This is a genomic window from Bradyrhizobium pachyrhizi, assembly GCF_001189245.1.
In the GTDB taxonomy this organism is placed as follows: domain Bacteria; phylum Pseudomonadota; class Alphaproteobacteria; order Rhizobiales; family Xanthobacteraceae; genus Bradyrhizobium; species Bradyrhizobium pachyrhizi.
The window spans coordinates 306,624-321,730 of record NZ_LFIQ01000114.1; the positions used below are offsets into that span (position 1 = coordinate 306,624).

The following is a 15,107-nucleotide window of genomic DNA, read 5'->3' on the forward strand; positions in this document are numbered from 1 at the left end:
CGACGCAAAGGGATTTGACTTGCGCCGGGGCAACTCGACCGCGTGCCCCGCATGCGCGAACATGTAGCTTGCTGTCAAAAGAATCCCGAATCGGCTGTCGGGGCGCGCGCCGCCCGCTCGTCCTCGGGACGCAAGGACATGGAGAGAAACGATGACGCCCATCATCACCGCCTTCGAACGGTCGCCCGATGGCGGCAAGGGACTGGCGCGCGACACGCGCGTTCGCTGGGCGCTGGAAGAAGCGGGCCAGCCTTACGAGGTTCGCCTTGTTTCGTTCCAGGCGATGAAGGCGCCTGCGCATCTGGCGCTGCATCCCTTCGGCCAGATTCCGACCTATGAGGAAGGTGATCTCGCGCTGTTCGAGACAGGCTCGATCGTGCTCCATATCGCCGAGCGTCATGCGGGCCTGCTGCCCGGCGAGGCCAATGCCCGCGCCCGCGCAATCACCTGGATGTTTGCCGCGGTCAACACGGTGGAACCGCCGATCCTCGAACTCATGACCGCCAGGATTCTGGAGAGCGACAAGCCCTGGACCAAAGAGCGCCTGCCGTTGGTTATGGATCGCATCCGCGACCGGCTGCAGCAACTCTCCGCCCGCCTCGGCAAGGCCGACTGGCTCGACGGCGCGTTCAGCGCGGGCGACCTGATGATGGTGTCGGTGCTGCTCAGGCTGAGAGCATCGGGCATTCTCGACGAATATCCGAGCCTGTCCGCCTATGTCGCCCGCGGCGAGGCCCGGCCGGCTTACCGCCGGGCTTTCGCCGCGCAGATGGCGATCAACACGGGTAAGCGACCGACCGGCTGACGCTGGCGACATCAGGGACAGGCTCTCGCGCAGATGGCAAAGCCGCCGGACGTGCTGCGCCCGTCCGGGCCAGGTTTGCTAGTCGAATGGATCGTGTTCTGGCAGCGGTTCGGTCAGTTCGAATCCTGGATGAAGCTGCGAGATAATCTCTATTGCGGTGCGGCCGGGTGCGATCCCCGCGGGGTGCACGCCCGACGCATCGAAATACTGGTTGCTCAGCACCGCGACACCGCATTGCAATTCCGGCACGACGATCACGATCGCTTCGAATCCGCCCCTGCTCGTCGCGCCGTTCTTTGTGAAAACGGTATGGCCCTGCGTGTCCGTGGTGATCTGCCAGGCGAGGCCCATGGTGACGCTGGTCTTCTCCCCGCAAACGGGGAATGTCCCCTGGTTCTGCTGCGTGAGCGCGATTTGCGAGCCGAGCGGCCCCTTCGGCGCCGCGATCTGCGCGGCAAGAAATTTGAGCATATCGTCGCCGGTGGTTTTCAGATCAAAGGCTGTGCCGCCGGTCGGCGTGTTGCGGTCGAAAACGATCTGGTATGGCGGCTCAGAGCTCTTGCTCCAATGCCCGATACATCCCTGCGCGATCTTCCATGATGAATTGACGACGGCGCCCGTTTGCTTCATGCCGAGCGGACCGGTGACGTATTCGGCCAAAATTTCGTTGTAGTTATGGCCCTTGTCTTTCGCAAACATCTGCGTGACCGCAAAGCCCAGGGTCACGAAGCCGATGTTGGAATACTGCCAGCAGCCCTGCGGCGGCGTATCATATTGATTCCACCAGTTGATGAGTTCACTGGAGGGCGGCTCGTCCGCAAACAGCTGCTCGCTGTAGCCAGTCAAGCCGTCCCCCGGCTGCTCCGGCATACCGGAGGTATGGGTGGCGAATTGCACGAGCTGGATGGCATCCAGCACGGGCGTTCCCACTGCGTTCGCGCTGAAGAGGTTCAAGTAAGGGCCGATGGTATCGTCAAGAGAAGGCCCACCCGCCTTGACGGCCACCGCCAGCAATGTGCTGGTGAACACCTTGGTCACCGATCCGATCTCGAACACCGTGTCGGTCGTGACACTGAATGGCGCGGGCGAAGAGCCGGCCACGCCTGACAGTCCCTTGGGGTAGACGTAGCCCTTGGTGCCGAACGACTTTTCGTCATAGACCGCGATGCAGCAGCCAGGGGCGTTGCTGATGTCGAGATATTTTTTTGCCGCCTGCTGAACGATCTGTGCCGGACTTGTCGTCGCATCGATCATCTGGTCGCTCATTTCGCCCTCCTGCCGGTGAAGATGCACCATGTTGACCTTTGGTTGCATCCTCTCATATAACGCCGTCCAGCGCGAGCGAAATCACCGTGACTATTTGTTTCAAGTTCGCTCCGTGGAAACAGCGTCGTCAGACGCCGCTTGCGCCGACTTCCGGGCAGTCGCGAAGACTCTAGCGGGAGTCGGGGCCAGGTTAGCCGAACGCGTAACCCGCCGCCTCGCGCCCGGCTTCAAGATGCGGCGGATCAAGCTTCGCCGGTCCAGCTGCGCGCTCGGCTGGATTATGCTTGCTGCCAGAGCATCGGAAATGACATGGTCGATCTCACCCCGCCGATGCAGGCAGAGCGCAGGACTTCTTCGTGAGCACCAATCAAGCGATCAAACTTGCGGTGATCGGACGCGGCCTGATCGGATCGGCGGCTGCGCGGCATCTGAGCAAGATGGGCCACGATGTTGCGCTGATCGGGCCCGATGAGCCGGCGGATTTTTCGCGCCATGGCGGCGTGTTCGGCAGCCACTATGACGAGGGCCGCATCACGCGGAGTTACGATCCGGGGCCGTTCTGGCGGCAAGCGAACCGCGCCGCGATTTCTCGCTACGGCGAGATTTCAGCGGAGAGCGGCGTGGAGTTCTATCGGGAAGCCGGTGCGCTTCACGTCGGCCGCAGCGAAACCACTGACGTTGCTTCGATCGGCAGGATCTGTGCCGAAGACGGGATCCAGTATGAAGCCTATCATGATGCGGGGCTCGCGGAGCGCTTTCCGTTTCTGAAATCGACGGCGGGAATGCAGGGTTATTTCGAGCCTCGCAATGCCGGATACATCAGCCCGCGCCGCCTGGTCCGCGCGCAGACGATCGCGGCGGAGTGTGCCGGCGCCCGGATCATCGACGAACCCGCGCTGGGGATTTCGGAAAGCGGCTCCGGCGTCACGATCCGGACGCGATCGGGCAGCGTCGAGGCCGAGCGTGTGCTGGTTGCGGCGGGCGGGCATACCCAATCGCTGCTCGGCTGCTCGCTGGGCTTTACGGTCTATGGGCGGACCGCGGCGCTGTTCCGGCTTGGTGCGGCGGAGGTTCAACGCCTGGCCGGAATGCCGTCGATGCGTTGTCTCGGGCCCAAGGGCGACAATCCCTACATCCTGCCGCCGATCCCCTATCCGGACGGCCAGACCTGGCTGAAGCTCGGCGGCGATCCGGTCGATCTTCCGCTCGACAGCGAGGCCGATATCAAGGACTGGTTCCGCTCGGGCGGATCGATTGAAGTCGCCGATCGGCTTCAAGGACAGATCCTTGACCGCATTCGCGACCTTGCTTTCGAGGAACGCCGCGTCGTGTCCTGCATGACCACTTTCGGCGACAGCGGCCTGCCCTGCATCGGACCGCTTTCGGAGCGCGTTACGGTCGCCTTCTGCTGCTACGGCAAGAGCGCAAAATGTTCGGACGAACTCGGCCGGCTCGGCGGCATGGCGCTGCTCGGCGAGGTCAGAGCGGAGCTCGCGCCGTGACGGAGTTTTAGCGGACGTAACGCACCCTCACGATCATCGCGCGAAGACGTGATGGATTACGCCTCGTTCATCCAGTCTGTCGGTGATGGTCTGCATCGCGCGACACAACGGCGAGGATCGCATTGCTCACGCAGCGTTGAGCCAGCGTGAGTGATGATTGCATTTAAGTCCGCCGTTGCCGTGCACACATGTCTGACGAGGCTAGACTCCTTGGCCCCATAAACAAAACGGAGAAACTCCATGACGAACGTCAAACTCCTGTCGGCTGCTTTGATCGCGGTTGCCATGATCGCGTCGCCGGCAATGGCGCGCGAAACCCACGCGATGTCCCGCCACGTCGCGGAGGCGAGCGTCGCCGCGCCGACCGAGCCCGTCTACGTTGACGGTCGCGCCTGCATCCCGGCGCCGCGCGTCGGCTCATTCGCCACTGCGCCCTGGACCGGCAACAATGTCCCCTGCGAACCGGGTCCGTATTGATCGCGGCGCACGCACCGATCGGCCGGGCTGCCCCTTAGCCGCTTGACCGCCGTGGTGCGCCATCTCGACATCTAGCGACGCAGCGAGTAGCCCGCATGAGCGCAGCGATATGCGGGACACCACGCGACAGACGGATAGAAATGCCCCGGATATCGCTTCGCTCATCCGGGCTACGCTTGCCACCGTCAGCAGCGCAAGGGATTGAGCGCGATTTTCGCTTGGTGCAATCGCAGCTCGCCTCCGATCGGATTGCGGCAAGCGCCATCGGCTACCTGCCCGCGCGTCAGTCGCGTGATATCGACAGCCCGGCGAGAAGCGGCGCGTACGCGGTGAGCCTGCGGGATACGAACTCGGTGAAGAGCCGCACGCGCTTCGTCTTGCGTGTCTCCCCCTGTGTGAGAAGCCAGAGCGTCCCGTACATGTGCAGGTCGGTGCCCGGCACCCTCACCAGCAGGGGGTCGGCATCTCCGACGAAGCACGGCAGCGTCGTCATCCCGAGCCCCTGCCGCACCGCGACGATCTGTGCCGCGGCATCTGTGGCCCTGAACGGAACCTCGGCGGCGCGAACCTCGCCCTCGTGGGCCCAGTCCGGGATTCCGTGAATGCTTATGACGATCCACCTGACGGGATCAGGCGCGCCCGCACGCCACGCCGCCAGTCGATCGCGGGATATGTAGATGCCTCCGAACAGCTCCGGTCCCTTCAGGCCGTGAAGATTGAGCGGCAGGGTTTTGCGGTCGTAGACGACGCGGATCGCGACGTCGGCCTCCCGGTTGGTCAGATTTGCCAGCTCGCCGGACGACAAGATTTCCATTTCGATGTCCGGATGCAGACGCGCGAAATCGGCGAAATCCGGCATAAGCAGGTGTGTCGCGAGGGTCGGTGCCAGCGTCACCCGCAGAAGCCCGCGCACGCTCTGGTCGCGGCCAAAGACGCGCGTCTCCAGCTGGTGCGACGACGCTTCCATCTGGTCCGCGAGCTCGAGGACCTCTTCCCCCGCAGCCGTCAGGCGGTAACCCGAAGGCAGCTTCTCGAACATCTGCGCTCCGAGCCGTTCCTCCAGCTGGGCGACGCGTCGCAGCACGGTCGAGTGGTTCACCCCGAGGCGCTCGGCGGCAGCCCGCACCGAGCCTCCGCGCGCGACGGCAAGAAAGTAGCGAACGTCATCCCAGTCGATCATGGTGCAATCCAGCACCGCTGGGGTGCGCCTTCCAAAGCCCGTCTCCAGTACATCGAACAGCATCTCGTATGTGGGTAGCACGGGCGATCATCATAGCCCAAGCCGAATAGCCACGCCGACAAGCGCGGCCCAATTCCGAACGGCGGACACCGATCGTCGCGGCTGGCGTCAGTCGTCCTGCCGGATCGATTTCGCACCACCGATGTGCGCGCTTCCGCACTCAACGCCTGACGCCGGCGGAGCTACGTCGAGGTTCTCGAGGGCCATCTCGTAAATGGGACCCGAGACGCTGTCCGACACGACGAAAGGAGAAGTCATGGGAAAGCTTGAGGGTAAGGTTGCAGTCATCACGGGTGGATCGAGCGGTATGGCGCTGGCGAGCGCCAGGCGGTTCGTTGAAGAAGGCGCCTATGTTTTCATCACGGGCCGAAGGCAGGAGGCGCTCGACCAGGCCGTCAGGCTGATCGGCCGGAACGTAACCGGCGTGCGCGGCGACGCGGCCAATCTCGACGACCTCGACCGTCTGTTCGACACGGTCAAGCGGGAAAAGGGCAAGATCGACGTCCTGTACGCGAGCGCCGGCATCGGCGAAGCCGTCCCACTCGGCGAGATTACCGAGCGGCATTTCGATGCGACCTTCGACCTGAATACGCGCGGCACGCTGTTTGCGGTTCAGAAGGCGTTGCCGCTGTTCAACGATGGCGGATCGATCTTCATGACCGGGTCGGTCGCGTCCGTAAAAGGTTTTCCCGGTTACGGCGTATATGCGGCGAGCAAGGCGGCATTGCGCTCATTCGCGCGCACCTGGCTCAACGAACTGAAGGGCAGGAATATCCGGGTGAACGTGCTGAGCCCGGGGCCGATCGCCACACCGATGCAGGACCAGGTTCTCACCGAGGAGGCGAAGCGGATGTTCGAATCCCTGATCCCGCGGGGAAAGATGGGTCGTCCTGAGGAAATTGCCGCGGCCGCGCTGTTTCTTGCCTCAGACGATTCGAGCTTCGTGAATGGGGTGGATTTGTCTGTCGACGGCGGTTTTTCGGCCATCTGAAATCGAATCAACACCAACACGGATCGGAGAAACATCATGAGCTACGCGATTGTAGGATTCGGTAAGATAGGTCAGGCCCTCGCCCACGCCTTCGCCCGCAAAAACATCGACGTGACCGTCGCCAGCCGCCGGCCGCCCGAGGCGTTGGCGCCGCAGGCTCGGGCGATTGGACCCACGGTCGTCGCCAAGTCGTTGCGGGAAGCACTCGAGGCCGACACAATCATCCTGGCGGTCCCGTTCGGGGAGCATCGCGAGGTTGCGAAGGCCCTGCCGAGCTGGAAAGGCAAGACGGTCATCGATGCGATGAACGCGTTTCCAGTCCCTGAAGAGCTGGACGGCCTCCCGTCCTCCGCCTTCGTCGCGAAGGCGTTCACCGGCGCCAAGCTCGTCAAAGGGTTCAATCACCTGATTGCGGCCACCCTGGCTGCCGATCCGATCGTCGAGGGCGGGCACCGGGTCGTCTTGCTGTCTGGTGACGACGAGGACGCGACCGCTCCTGTGGCGGCCTTGGCGAAGCAACTCGGGTTCGCGCCCGTCAAGCTGGGAAAGCTCAACGAGGGTGGCGCGCTGGTGCACGCACGCGGGCGCAGTTGGGGCCCGCTCATCTTCCAGGATTTGTTCAAGAAGGAGCAGTGATCGGACCCTCGGCAGCCGGGTAGCCCGCATGAGCAGAGCGACATGCGGGATGCGGTGGAAGAAAGATACCCGGATGTCGCTGCGCTCATCCGGGCTACGCTTGCCGTCGTGGCGATCCGCCCTCGCGTAGGACTCACGAGGGCGGTGGTCGCAAACGACGATCTCAATCAAGTGCCTTGATCGGCTCGGACATCGTTATCCGGTTCTTCACGCTAGGACGCTCCTGCATCGCTGCGTACCATGCCAAAAGAGCCTCGCACTCCACCGGCACCGGCACGTTCACCAGTCCCGCGAAGATCAAGCCGCCGATGAGGGTGACATCGGCCATCGTGAATGCGTCGCCGGCAACGAACGGCTGTCGTTTCAGAATGCCGTCAAAGTAGTGCATCCCCCTGAGGGCCTTGTCGCGCTGACGGAATCCCCATTCGGGGTTCTGATAGATCTCGACATGAGGCCCGAGACCTGGCGTGGCGTGGTGAAAATAGACGCTGACGGCGTCGAGCACTTCCAGTTCGGCGCGCTTGCTCATCATGTGGATCACACCCTTTTCGCGCGGCGTCCTGCCGGTCAGCGTCGGCGCGCCAACGAGCGCGTCAAGGTACTCGGTAATAGCCGTGCACTCGCCAATGAAGGTCCCGTCGTCGAGTTCGAGCACCGGCAGCGTGCCGGAGTAGTTCTTGGCGAGGAATTCGGGCTGCTTGTGCTCGCCCTTGTAGAGATCGACCAGTACGAACTCCACTTGCGGCCGCAGGTTCTTCTCGGCCAAAGCGATGCGAACGCGGGCCGGATATGGGCCAGTTGGCCAATCGTAAATCTTCATCAGGACTCCTGTGTCTACCTGTCACTTGGTAGGCTAAATTAGCCTTCAAATCGGGCAGGTCAACGCCTATCTGTCACTTGGTAGATAACGAAGCGGTGAGGCAATGATGAGTTCAAGCTCTCGGGAAGCCATCCTGGCGGCGGCAAAGCGGACCGCGCAGGCCCGCGGCTATGGCGGCTTGAATTTCCGTGATCTCGCGGACGAAGTCGGGATCAAGGCCGCCAGCATCTATCACCATTTTCCGAGCAAGGCCGATCTCGGCGTGGCCGTCGCGCGGCGCTACTGGGAGGACACCGCCGCCCAACTCGAGGCGATGCTGGCAGAAGCGGCCGATCCTGTCCGCTGCCTGCGTCGATACCCCGATGTGTTTCGCAAGGCGCTCGAGAGCAACAATCGCATGTGCCTCTGCAGCTTCATGTCGGCGGAAGTCGACGACCTGCCGGACGCAGTGAAGAAGGAAGTCCAGATCTTTGCCGACGTCAACGTGGCGTGGCTGAGCAAGCTGTTGGTGGCCGCGGGCCTGGTCAGCGCAAGAAAGAGCGAACAGCGCGCCCGCGCCATCTTCGCCGCCGTCGCCGGCGCGCAGCTCGTCGCCAGAAGCCGCTCCGATATTTCGCTCTACGACTCCTTGATCGACAACTATCGCGCCGCCGGCCTGCTGCCGGCGTAGCTCATCCATGGCTCGATGATCGATATGGTGCATCACGCCTCTCCAGCCGATCCGCTCTGCCCGCTTCAGCCGGCGCGCGGGCACGAAACCGCATTCTCGCGACTGAACCGTCCGAGCTTTGCTCTTGGTTTCACCCTCGTTGAGAATAGAGGGCGCAGGGAAAGCCGGGTGCCGATCGCACCCATGGGCCCCGAGCAATGGGTAGAAAGCTCGGGGGTAGGACCACAGGTGTAACCGGAAACAACCCGGCTTTCCCTGCGCGATGGGTTACGGCTTACTTCGTGCTCTCCCCGGCGAGACTTGGCTTGTTTGTCACCGTCTTCGCCACGCGCACCGCGCAATGTGAAGAGACACCTGCCACTTGGGCGTCAGGACCACACGACTTCGCCGTCCGCCTCACGCGCACTCGTCAGTCGCGCATTCAGCGTCCACCGCATCTCGACCCGCGTTCGTGACGATCGCGATCCGCCCCTCGTGTCGGGTGAGACGCGCATATTGAACATCTGAGTTGGGTCAAACGCCAAGCGGAATATTTTCTTATTCGCAGATTGACAGGTTTTGGTGAGTTGCCCGTCGGGGTGATTTGTCGCAGGTGGTGAAGCGGGATTTGATTTGTGTTGAAGGCAAATCCAACCGACACGCCGGAAGTGGCCATCAAAAATCCTCGTCGGCGCTCTGAGTAGCTACATTCTCGGTGTCGATGAGTTTGCCATGCCGATAACACATCCAGATGCCGTTTTCGATCGAACGCAGTTCGTCGATACTTTTGCTACGGCCTGTTCGACGTGCAGCCGGACCGTCCGCTGCCGCATAGATGTGACAGGCCATTCCTGTCTTTGCGATACTAGTCGCCGACTCTGCACTTGGACCGATCGTCGACGCATTGCAATCTGGAAATGAGCAGCGGTGCCCTACCCGCTCGGCCAGCGCCTTGATCACGGTCGCTGGAAAGTCTGCTTCCCTCGCCACTATTCGCCAACCCTAGGATTCGTGCGAAATGAGTGTCTCGTTTCGGCCTAAGGCCTCGGCTATTTTGCCCCCTACTCCCACTCAATCGTCCCCGGCGGCTTGCTGGTCACGTCGTACACCACGCGGTTCACGCCCTTCACCTCGTTGATGATGCGCGTCGCGGTCTCCCCTAAGAACTTCATGTCGAACTGGTAGAAGTCGGCGGTCATGCCGTCGGTCGAGGTGACGGCGCGGAGGCCCACGACGTATTCGTAGGTGCGGCCGTCACCCATGACGCCGACGGTCTTCACCGGCAGCAGCACCGCAAAAGCCTGCCAGATCGCATCATAGAGGCCGTGCTTGCGGATCTGGTCGATATAGACCGCATCCGCGTTGCGCAGGATGTCGAGCTTTTCCCGGGTGATGTCGCCGGGGCAGCGGATCGCAAGGCCCGGGCCCGGGAACGGGTGGCGGCCGACGAACACTTCGGGCAGGCCGAGCTCGCGGCCGAGCACGCGCACCTCGTCCTTGAACAATTCGCGCAGCGGCTCGACCAGCTTCATGTTCATGCGGGCCGGGAGGCCGCCGACATTGTGGTGCGACTTGATGGTCACCGACGGGCCGCCGGTGAAGGAGACGCTCTCGATCACGTCGGGATAGAGCGTGCCCTGCGCCAGGAACTGCGCGCCGCCGATCTTCTTGGCTTCCGCCTCGAACACGTCGATGAACAGACGCCCGATGGTCTTGCGCTTCACCTCGGGGTCGGTGACGCCTTCGAGCTCACCCAGAAACTGCTTCGACGCGTCCACGTGGACCAGCGGGATGTTGTAGTGGTTGCGGAACAGGTCGACGACGGTCCTGGCCTCGTCGAGCCGCAGCAGGCCATGATCGACGAACACGCAGGTGAGCTGGTCGCCGATCGCCTCGTGGATCAGGACCGCCGCGACGGCGGAATCGACGCCGCCGGACAGGCCGCAGATCACCTTGCCCTTGCCGACCTGGGCGCGGATCTTCTCGATCGCCTCCTCGCGGAACGCGCGCATGGTCCAGTCGCCGGTCAGCCCCGCGACCTTGCGCACGAAGTTGCGCAAGAGCTTGGCGCCATCGGGCGTGTGCACCACCTCGGGATGGAACATCAGGCCGTAATATTTGCGCGTCTCGTCCTGGATGATCGCGAACGGCGCATTCGGCGAGGTGCCGGCGACGGAGAAGCCGGGCGGCATCCTGGTGATGCGGTCGCCATGGCTCATCCACACCTGGTGCTTTTCGCCGTGGCCCCAGATGCCCTCGAACAGCTGGCTGTCGGTCTTGACCTCGACATCGGCGCGGCCGAACTCGCGGTGATGCCCGCCCTCGACCTCGCCGCCGAGCTGGGCCGCGAGCGTCATCTGGCCGTAGCAGATGCCGAGCACGGGAACGCCCGACTCGAAGATCAGCTGCGGCGCGCGCGGCGAGCCGGTTTCATGCACCGATTCCGGACCGCCGGAGAGGATCACCGCCTTCGGCTTCATCTCCTTGAAGGCGGCCTCCGCCTTCTGGAACGGCACGATCTCGGAATAGACGCCCATCTCGCGGACGCGGCGGGCAATCAGTTGCGTCACCTGGCTGCCGAAATCGACAATCAGAATCTTGTCATGCGCCGAGGCCACGGAGGGCGTCGACGGTTCGCGGGCTGTGTGCTGGGCTGTCATGGCAAGCAGATACGCGACGGCGCCCGCCCCCGCAACCGCGCTCGAAGGGGCGCCCACATTCTTCTTTGGGCATGGACAAATCCATATAGGTCAGTATTATTGACCTAATTTGGCCGTAAGCCACATGGAGGAAACCAATGCCGGATTTTCACGACCCATCCCGCCTTGCCGCGCTCGGCCACGACTGGATCGCTGCCTGGAACGCGCGCGACCTCGAGCGCGTTCTGGCGATGTATGCCGAGGATGCCGAGATGACCTCGGACCGGATTCCGCCGCTCGGCTTCGGCGCGTCAGGCACCGTGCTCGGCAAGGCCAGCTTGCGGGCCTATTGGAGCGCGGCGCTGGCGAAATTGCCCGAGCTGCATTTCGAGCTGATCGACCTCTATGTCTCGCCCGACAGCGTCGTCGTGTTCTACCAGAATGAACGCGGCAAGAAGATTTGCGAGTATCTGCGGCTGGATGCCGAGGGGAAGATCCGGCAGGGCTCGGCGAACCATCTGGTGCATTAAGCTGCTGCGCCACTCCTGCTCTCCCGTCACCCCCGCGCAAAGGCTTCGCCTTTGTCGCTGGAGGTGGCCGCCTCTTCAGCGGCCCTCGAAGGGCGACAGCCCGGCTCCATCCCCATCCTTCGAGGCCCGCCGAGCGTTGCTTGCGCACCGCTCGACGCGCACCTCCAGCGACAACGGCTTCGCCGTTGCGCGGGGATGACGCCGGCATTTGGAGATGCAGACGCGTAGAGCCACAGAACGTCAGGATCCAGCCCATGAGAATCCCGCCCCTGCCCTTCACCGTCACCGACTGGAGCAACGTCGAGCCTTCAGTGCATCCCGGCGAGACCGGACAGGCGTTGTGGCGCACGCTCAACATCGGCGAGCTGCGGGTCCGGATGGTGGAATATTCGCCGGGCTACCTCGCCGATCACTGGTGCGATCGCGGCCATGTGCTCTACGTCGTCACAGGCGAGCTCGACACCGAGCTGCGCGACGGCCGCAGGTTCACGCTGAAGCCGGGCATGAGCTACCAGGTCTCCGACTTCGGCGACGCCGCGCACCGTTCGTCGACCAAGACGGGTGCGACGCTGTTTATTGTGGATTGAAGAGCAACCCCGTTGTCTCCCGTCACCCTGAGGAGCGCGTAGCGCGTCTCGAAGGGCGACAGCCCGGCTCCATCCCCATCCTTCGAGGCTCGCCGCGCGTTGCTGGCGCACCGCCCGGCGCGCACCTCAGGATGACGACAGTGTTTGCGGAGACCGGCAACGAAGTAGCCGCTAACACGCACTCACCGCCGCCGCGCCACCTTCCTCACCTTCGTATCCGCCCAGCCCAGCGGCTTGCCGCTCTTCGACGGCAGCACGAGTTGCCCGACCGCCTGCCCGGCCTGGTCGAGCAGCACCGAATGCGGCTCGCCGCGGGCGTAGAGATGCGCCTCGCCCCATTGCCGCAAGGAGACCACGATCGGGAACAGGTCGTGGCCCCGCCTGGTCAGCACATATTCCTGATAGGCGCTGCCGTCGGAGGCCGCGACCTGCTCGAGCACGCCGAGCTCGATCAGCGTGCGCAGCCGCGTCGTCAGCATGCCCTTGGCGATGCCGAGATTCTTCTGGAAGTCGCCGAACCGGCGCAGGCCGTCGAACGCGTCGCGCACGATCAGGAGCGACCACCAGTCGCCGATGGCATCCAGCGCGCGCGCCACCGGGCATTCCGCTTTGGCGAATCCGGTCCGCTTCATGGCGGCCAACCTTTCTCGATCACGATTCCGAACTGGTTCTAAAATAGGACTAGACAGCGCTTCGCGCAACTGGTCTCATGATGAGACCAGATTGCGAATTGCGGCGGAGGCAAGATGACGAACCAGATCATGGCTGAGGCCCGGCCGGCCGAGGACCATCACAAGACAAACGACAAGCCCGGCGACACCACGGCTCGTGCTCTGTCGCCCGCCGTCGTGCTGCTGTTCGCCGTCGCCTGCGGGCTGAGCGTCGCCAACATCTATTTCGCGCAGCCGCTGCTGGATACCATGGCGCAGGATCTCGGCATCACGCCTGCGGTGATCGGCGGCGTCGTGACGCTGACCCAGGTCGGCTACGCCTTCGGCCTGATGCTGATCGTGCCGCTCGGCGACCTCTGGGACCGCCGCAGGCTGATCGTCGGCCAGACCGTGCTGTCGGCGATCGCGCTCACCATCGTCGGCACCGCGCCGAACGCCCCGGTGCTGCTGGTCGGCATGGTGCTGGTCGGGCTGCTCGCCGTCGTGATCCAGGTGCTGGTCGCCTACGCCGCGACGCTGGCAGCGCCGGCCGACCGCGGCCGCACCATCGGCACCGTCACCAGCGGCGTGGTTTCGGGCATCCTGCTGGCACGTTTTGCCGCCGGCGCGCTGGCCGATCTCGGCGGCTGGCGCGTCGTCTATCTCACCTCGGCCGCGCTGACGCTGGTGCTGGCGGCGCTGCTGGCGCGCGCGCTGCCGCGGCATGCGCCGCAGCCGATGGCCGGATCGTCCTACGCCAAGCTGCTGCGCTCGACGGTCGCGCTGTTCGTCGAGGAGCAGGTCTTGCGCGAGCGCGCGGTGTTCGCGCTCTTGATCTTCGCAAGCTTCAGCGTGTTCTGGAGCTCGGTCGTGCTGCCGCTCGCGGCACCTCCGCTCTCGCTGTCGCACACCACCATCGGGATGCTCGGCATCGCCGGTCTCGCCGGCGCGCTGGCGGCGCGCAATTCCGGCCGCCTCGCCGACCGCGGCTGGGGGCAGCGCACCACCGGCTTGTCGCTGCTGCTGATGCTCGCCGGCTGGGTTCCGATCGCCTGCCTCAACACATCGCTATGGCTGGTGCTGGCCGGCGTGCTGATGATCGACTTCGCGGTGCAAGCGATCCATGTCACCAACCAGAGCCTGATCGTCGCCGCGCGCCCCGACGCGGCGAGCCGGCTGGTCGGTGGCTACATGGTGTTCTATTCGATCGGAACAGGTTTTGGCGCGATCACCTCGACGATGGCCTATGCGGCCGCCGGCTGGCCCGGCGTCTGCGTCCTGGGTGCCGCGATCAGCGCCTGCGCGTTGCTATACTGGGTCATCGTGGCGAGCAGGACGCCGACGGCAGTTGGTGCGGCGTATGATTGCGGACACTCATGACGTGGATTTCGTCATTCCGGGGCAATGCGTAAGCATTGAACCCGGAACCTCGAGATTCCGGGTTCGTCCTACGGACGCCCCGGAATGACGATCGCTGTCACGCCTTCTTCAGCACCGAGACGAAAAACCCATCCGTGCCGGTGCGGCGTGGCGTCATCAGCAGGCCTTCCGCCGACTGCAGCGCAGCCTCGGCAAAGGCCTCGGCCTTGTCCCACAGCACCGCTGCGGTCTGCTCCGGCGGCTGCATGGAAAACTCCGGATGCCGCGCGATGAAGGCCCTGACCTGCTCGCCGTTCTCTTCGGAGAGCACCGAGCAGGTGATGTAGGCGATCCGTCCGCCGCCCTTCACCAGCGGCGCGGCGCGCTCCAGCACCTCGGCCTGATCCTTCAGCCGTACCTCGAGCGCGCCGGGGCGCATGCGCCATTTGGCGTCGGGATTGCGGCGCCAGGTGCCGGTGCCGGTGCAGGGCGCGTCGATCAGCACGAGGTCGGCGGACGCCTTGATGTCGGACAGCACCTCCTCCTCGCCGCGCGGCGTGCGCACATCGCAATTGTGCACGCCGGCGCGCGACAGCCGCTCATGGATCGGCGCAAGCTGGCGCTTGTCGCTGTCGGTCGCGATCAGCCGGCCCTTGCCCTGCATCATCGCCGCCACCGCCAGCGTCTTGCCGCCGCCGCCGGCGCAGAGGTCGATCACCTGCTCGCCGGGCTTGGCCGCCGAGAACAGCGCGGCGAGCTGCGAGCCCTCGTCCTGGACCTCGATGGCACCCTTGATGAAATCCTCCTCGGCATGGATGCCCGGATTGCGCGCGTCGGCGCCGAGCTCGATGCGCAGGCCGAGCGGCGACCACGGCGTTTCCTTGGCACCGAGATGCGACAGCCGCGGCAGCACCTTCTCGCGCTTGCCGCGCAGCGTGTTGACGCGCAGATCGAGC

The 15,107-nt window shown here is 64.2% G+C and carries 16 protein-coding genes; 9 read left to right on the forward strand and 7 right to left on the reverse strand.

Translation table 11 applies throughout. The annotated features are described in order from the left end of the window. Positions 1-151: 151 nt before the first annotated feature. Positions 152-805 carry a glutathione S-transferase family protein gene (locus AKL29_RS30590; protein WP_050386711.1) on the forward strand — a complete coding sequence of 218 codons (654 nt, stop codon included), beginning with the start codon at positions 152-154 and terminating at the stop codon, positions 803-805. 78 nt (positions 806-883) lie between these two features. Here the strand turns inward: AKL29_RS30590 and AKL29_RS30595 are convergent, their stop codons facing one another. Further along, positions 884-2,071, reverse strand: coding sequence for a serine hydrolase domain-containing protein (locus AKL29_RS30595; protein WP_160321809.1), 1,188 nt, complete (start codon positions 2,069-2,071; stop codon positions 884-886). Positions 2,072-2,427: 356 nt separating this feature from the next. Here AKL29_RS30595 and AKL29_RS30600 point away from each other — a divergent pair, with 356 nt between their 5' ends. After that, positions 2,428-3,573: an NAD(P)/FAD-dependent oxidoreductase gene (locus tag AKL29_RS30600; protein ID WP_063779971.1), complete on the forward strand. Its 1,146-nt coding sequence runs from the start codon at positions 2,428-2,430 to the stop codon at positions 3,571-3,573. 240 nt (positions 3,574-3,813) lie between these two features. Next, on the forward strand, positions 3,814-4,050 hold the full coding sequence (locus AKL29_RS30605; RefSeq protein ID WP_050386713.1) for a hypothetical protein: 237 nt from the start codon (positions 3,814-3,816) through the stop codon (positions 4,048-4,050). Between the two features lie 283 nt (positions 4,051-4,333). Here AKL29_RS30605 and AKL29_RS30610 read toward each other — a convergent pair whose 3' ends face one another. Next, positions 4,334-5,230, reverse strand: a complete 897-nt coding sequence (locus AKL29_RS30610) for a LysR family transcriptional regulator (protein ID WP_050386767.1) — start codon at positions 5,228-5,230, stop codon at positions 4,334-4,336. A 316-nt stretch (positions 5,231-5,546) separates the two neighbouring features. Here AKL29_RS30610 and AKL29_RS30615 point away from each other — a divergent pair, with 316 nt between their 5' ends. Next, positions 5,547-6,281, forward strand: a complete 735-nt coding sequence (locus tag AKL29_RS30615; protein WP_050386768.1) for an SDR family NAD(P)-dependent oxidoreductase — start codon at positions 5,547-5,549, stop codon at positions 6,279-6,281. A gap of 36 nt (positions 6,282-6,317) precedes the next feature. Continuing rightward, complete coding sequence (locus AKL29_RS30620; protein WP_050386714.1) at positions 6,318-6,917, forward strand: NADPH-dependent F420 reductase; 600 nt, start codon at positions 6,318-6,320, stop codon at positions 6,915-6,917. Between the two features lie 163 nt (positions 6,918-7,080). Here AKL29_RS30620 and AKL29_RS30625 read toward each other — a convergent pair whose 3' ends face one another. Then, a complete protein-coding gene (locus tag AKL29_RS30625; RefSeq protein WP_050386715.1) occupies positions 7,081-7,737 on the reverse strand; it encodes a glutathione S-transferase in 657 nt (218 codons plus the stop codon). A gap of 106 nt (positions 7,738-7,843) precedes the next feature. On the opposite strand from AKL29_RS30625, the gene AKL29_RS30630 reads away from it, so the two are divergent. After that, positions 7,844-8,407 (forward strand): TetR/AcrR family transcriptional regulator, encoded by a 564-nt coding sequence (locus tag AKL29_RS30630; protein WP_050386769.1) that lies wholly within the window; start codon positions 7,844-7,846, stop codon positions 8,405-8,407. A 654-nt stretch (positions 8,408-9,061) separates the two neighbouring features. On the opposite strand, the gene AKL29_RS42380 is transcribed toward AKL29_RS30630, so the two are convergent. Together AKL29_RS42380 and guaA are read right to left on the reverse strand one after the other, a co-directional pair. Further along, complete coding sequence (locus AKL29_RS42380; RefSeq protein WP_152977832.1) at positions 9,062-9,346, reverse strand: hypothetical protein; 285 nt, start codon at positions 9,344-9,346, stop codon at positions 9,062-9,064. A gap of 101 nt (positions 9,347-9,447) precedes the next feature. Further along, a complete protein-coding gene (gene guaA / locus AKL29_RS30635) occupies positions 9,448-11,046 on the reverse strand; it encodes a glutamine-hydrolyzing GMP synthase (protein WP_050386770.1) in 1,599 nt (532 codons plus the stop codon). Positions 11,047-11,183: 137 nt separating this feature from the next. On the opposite strand from guaA, the gene AKL29_RS30640 reads away from it, so the two are divergent. Both AKL29_RS30640 and AKL29_RS30645 read left to right on the forward strand, forming a co-directional pair. Further along, positions 11,184-11,555, forward strand: coding sequence for a nuclear transport factor 2 family protein (locus AKL29_RS30640; protein ID WP_050386716.1), 372 nt, complete (start codon positions 11,184-11,186; stop codon positions 11,553-11,555). Between the two features lie 254 nt (positions 11,556-11,809). Next, the gene (locus tag AKL29_RS30645) at positions 11,810-12,142 is read left to right on the forward strand and encodes a DHCW motif cupin fold protein (protein ID WP_050386717.1); all 333 of its coding nucleotides are present in this window, start codon (positions 11,810-11,812) and stop codon (positions 12,140-12,142) included. A gap of 182 nt (positions 12,143-12,324) precedes the next feature. Here the strand turns inward: AKL29_RS30645 and AKL29_RS30650 are convergent, their stop codons facing one another. Beyond that, entirely contained in the window at positions 12,325-12,774 is a 450-nt protein-coding gene (locus tag AKL29_RS30650) for a winged helix-turn-helix transcriptional regulator (RefSeq protein ID WP_050386718.1), read from the reverse strand. A 114-nt stretch (positions 12,775-12,888) separates the two neighbouring features. On the opposite strand from AKL29_RS30650, the gene AKL29_RS30655 reads away from it, so the two are divergent. Continuing rightward, positions 12,889-14,172, forward strand: a complete 1,284-nt coding sequence (locus tag AKL29_RS30655) for an MFS transporter (RefSeq protein WP_050386719.1) — start codon at positions 12,889-12,891, stop codon at positions 14,170-14,172. Positions 14,173-14,269: 97 nt separating this feature from the next. Here AKL29_RS30655 and AKL29_RS45765 read toward each other — a convergent pair. Further along, positions 14,270-15,107, reverse strand: an 838-nt coding sequence (locus AKL29_RS45765; RefSeq protein WP_244482505.1) for an RsmB/NOP family class I SAM-dependent RNA methyltransferase, incomplete at its 5' end; no start/stop codon positions are given.

Bases quoted from the DNA above. Each gene is read 5' to 3' on its own strand.
- AKL29_RS30590 (WP_050386711.1), top strand. From the start codon at position 152: ATGACGCCCATCATCACCGCCTTCGAACGGTCGCCCGATGGCGGCAAG.
- AKL29_RS30595 (WP_160321809.1), bottom strand. From the start codon at position 2,071: ATGAGCGACCAGATGATCGATGCGACGACAAGTCCGGCACAGATCGTT.
- AKL29_RS30605 (WP_050386713.1), top strand. From the start codon at position 3,814: ATGACGAACGTCAAACTCCTGTCGGCTGCTTTGATCGCGGTTGCCATG.
- AKL29_RS30610 (WP_050386767.1), bottom strand. From the start codon at position 5,230: ATGATCGACTGGGATGACGTTCGCTACTTTCTTGCCGTCGCGCGCGGA.
- AKL29_RS30615 (WP_050386768.1), top strand. From the start codon at position 5,547: ATGGGAAAGCTTGAGGGTAAGGTTGCAGTCATCACGGGTGGATCGAGC.
- AKL29_RS30620 (WP_050386714.1), top strand. From the start codon at position 6,318: ATGAGCTACGCGATTGTAGGATTCGGTAAGATAGGTCAGGCCCTCGCC.
- AKL29_RS30625 (WP_050386715.1), bottom strand. From the start codon at position 7,737: ATGAAGATTTACGATTGGCCAACTGGCCCATATCCGGCCCGCGTTCGC.
- AKL29_RS30630 (WP_050386769.1), top strand. From the start codon at position 7,844: ATGAGTTCAAGCTCTCGGGAAGCCATCCTGGCGGCGGCAAAGCGGACC.
- guaA (WP_050386770.1), bottom strand. From the start codon at position 11,046: ATGACAGCCCAGCACACAGCCCGCGAACCGTCGACGCCCTCCGTGGCC.
- AKL29_RS30640 (WP_050386716.1), top strand. From the start codon at position 11,184: ATGCCGGATTTTCACGACCCATCCCGCCTTGCCGCGCTCGGCCACGAC.
- AKL29_RS30645 (WP_050386717.1), top strand. From the start codon at position 11,810: ATGAGAATCCCGCCCCTGCCCTTCACCGTCACCGACTGGAGCAACGTC.
- AKL29_RS30650 (WP_050386718.1), bottom strand. From the start codon at position 12,774: ATGAAGCGGACCGGATTCGCCAAAGCGGAATGCCCGGTGGCGCGCGCG.
- AKL29_RS30655 (WP_050386719.1), top strand. From the start codon at position 12,889: ATGACGAACCAGATCATGGCTGAGGCCCGGCCGGCCGAGGACCATCAC.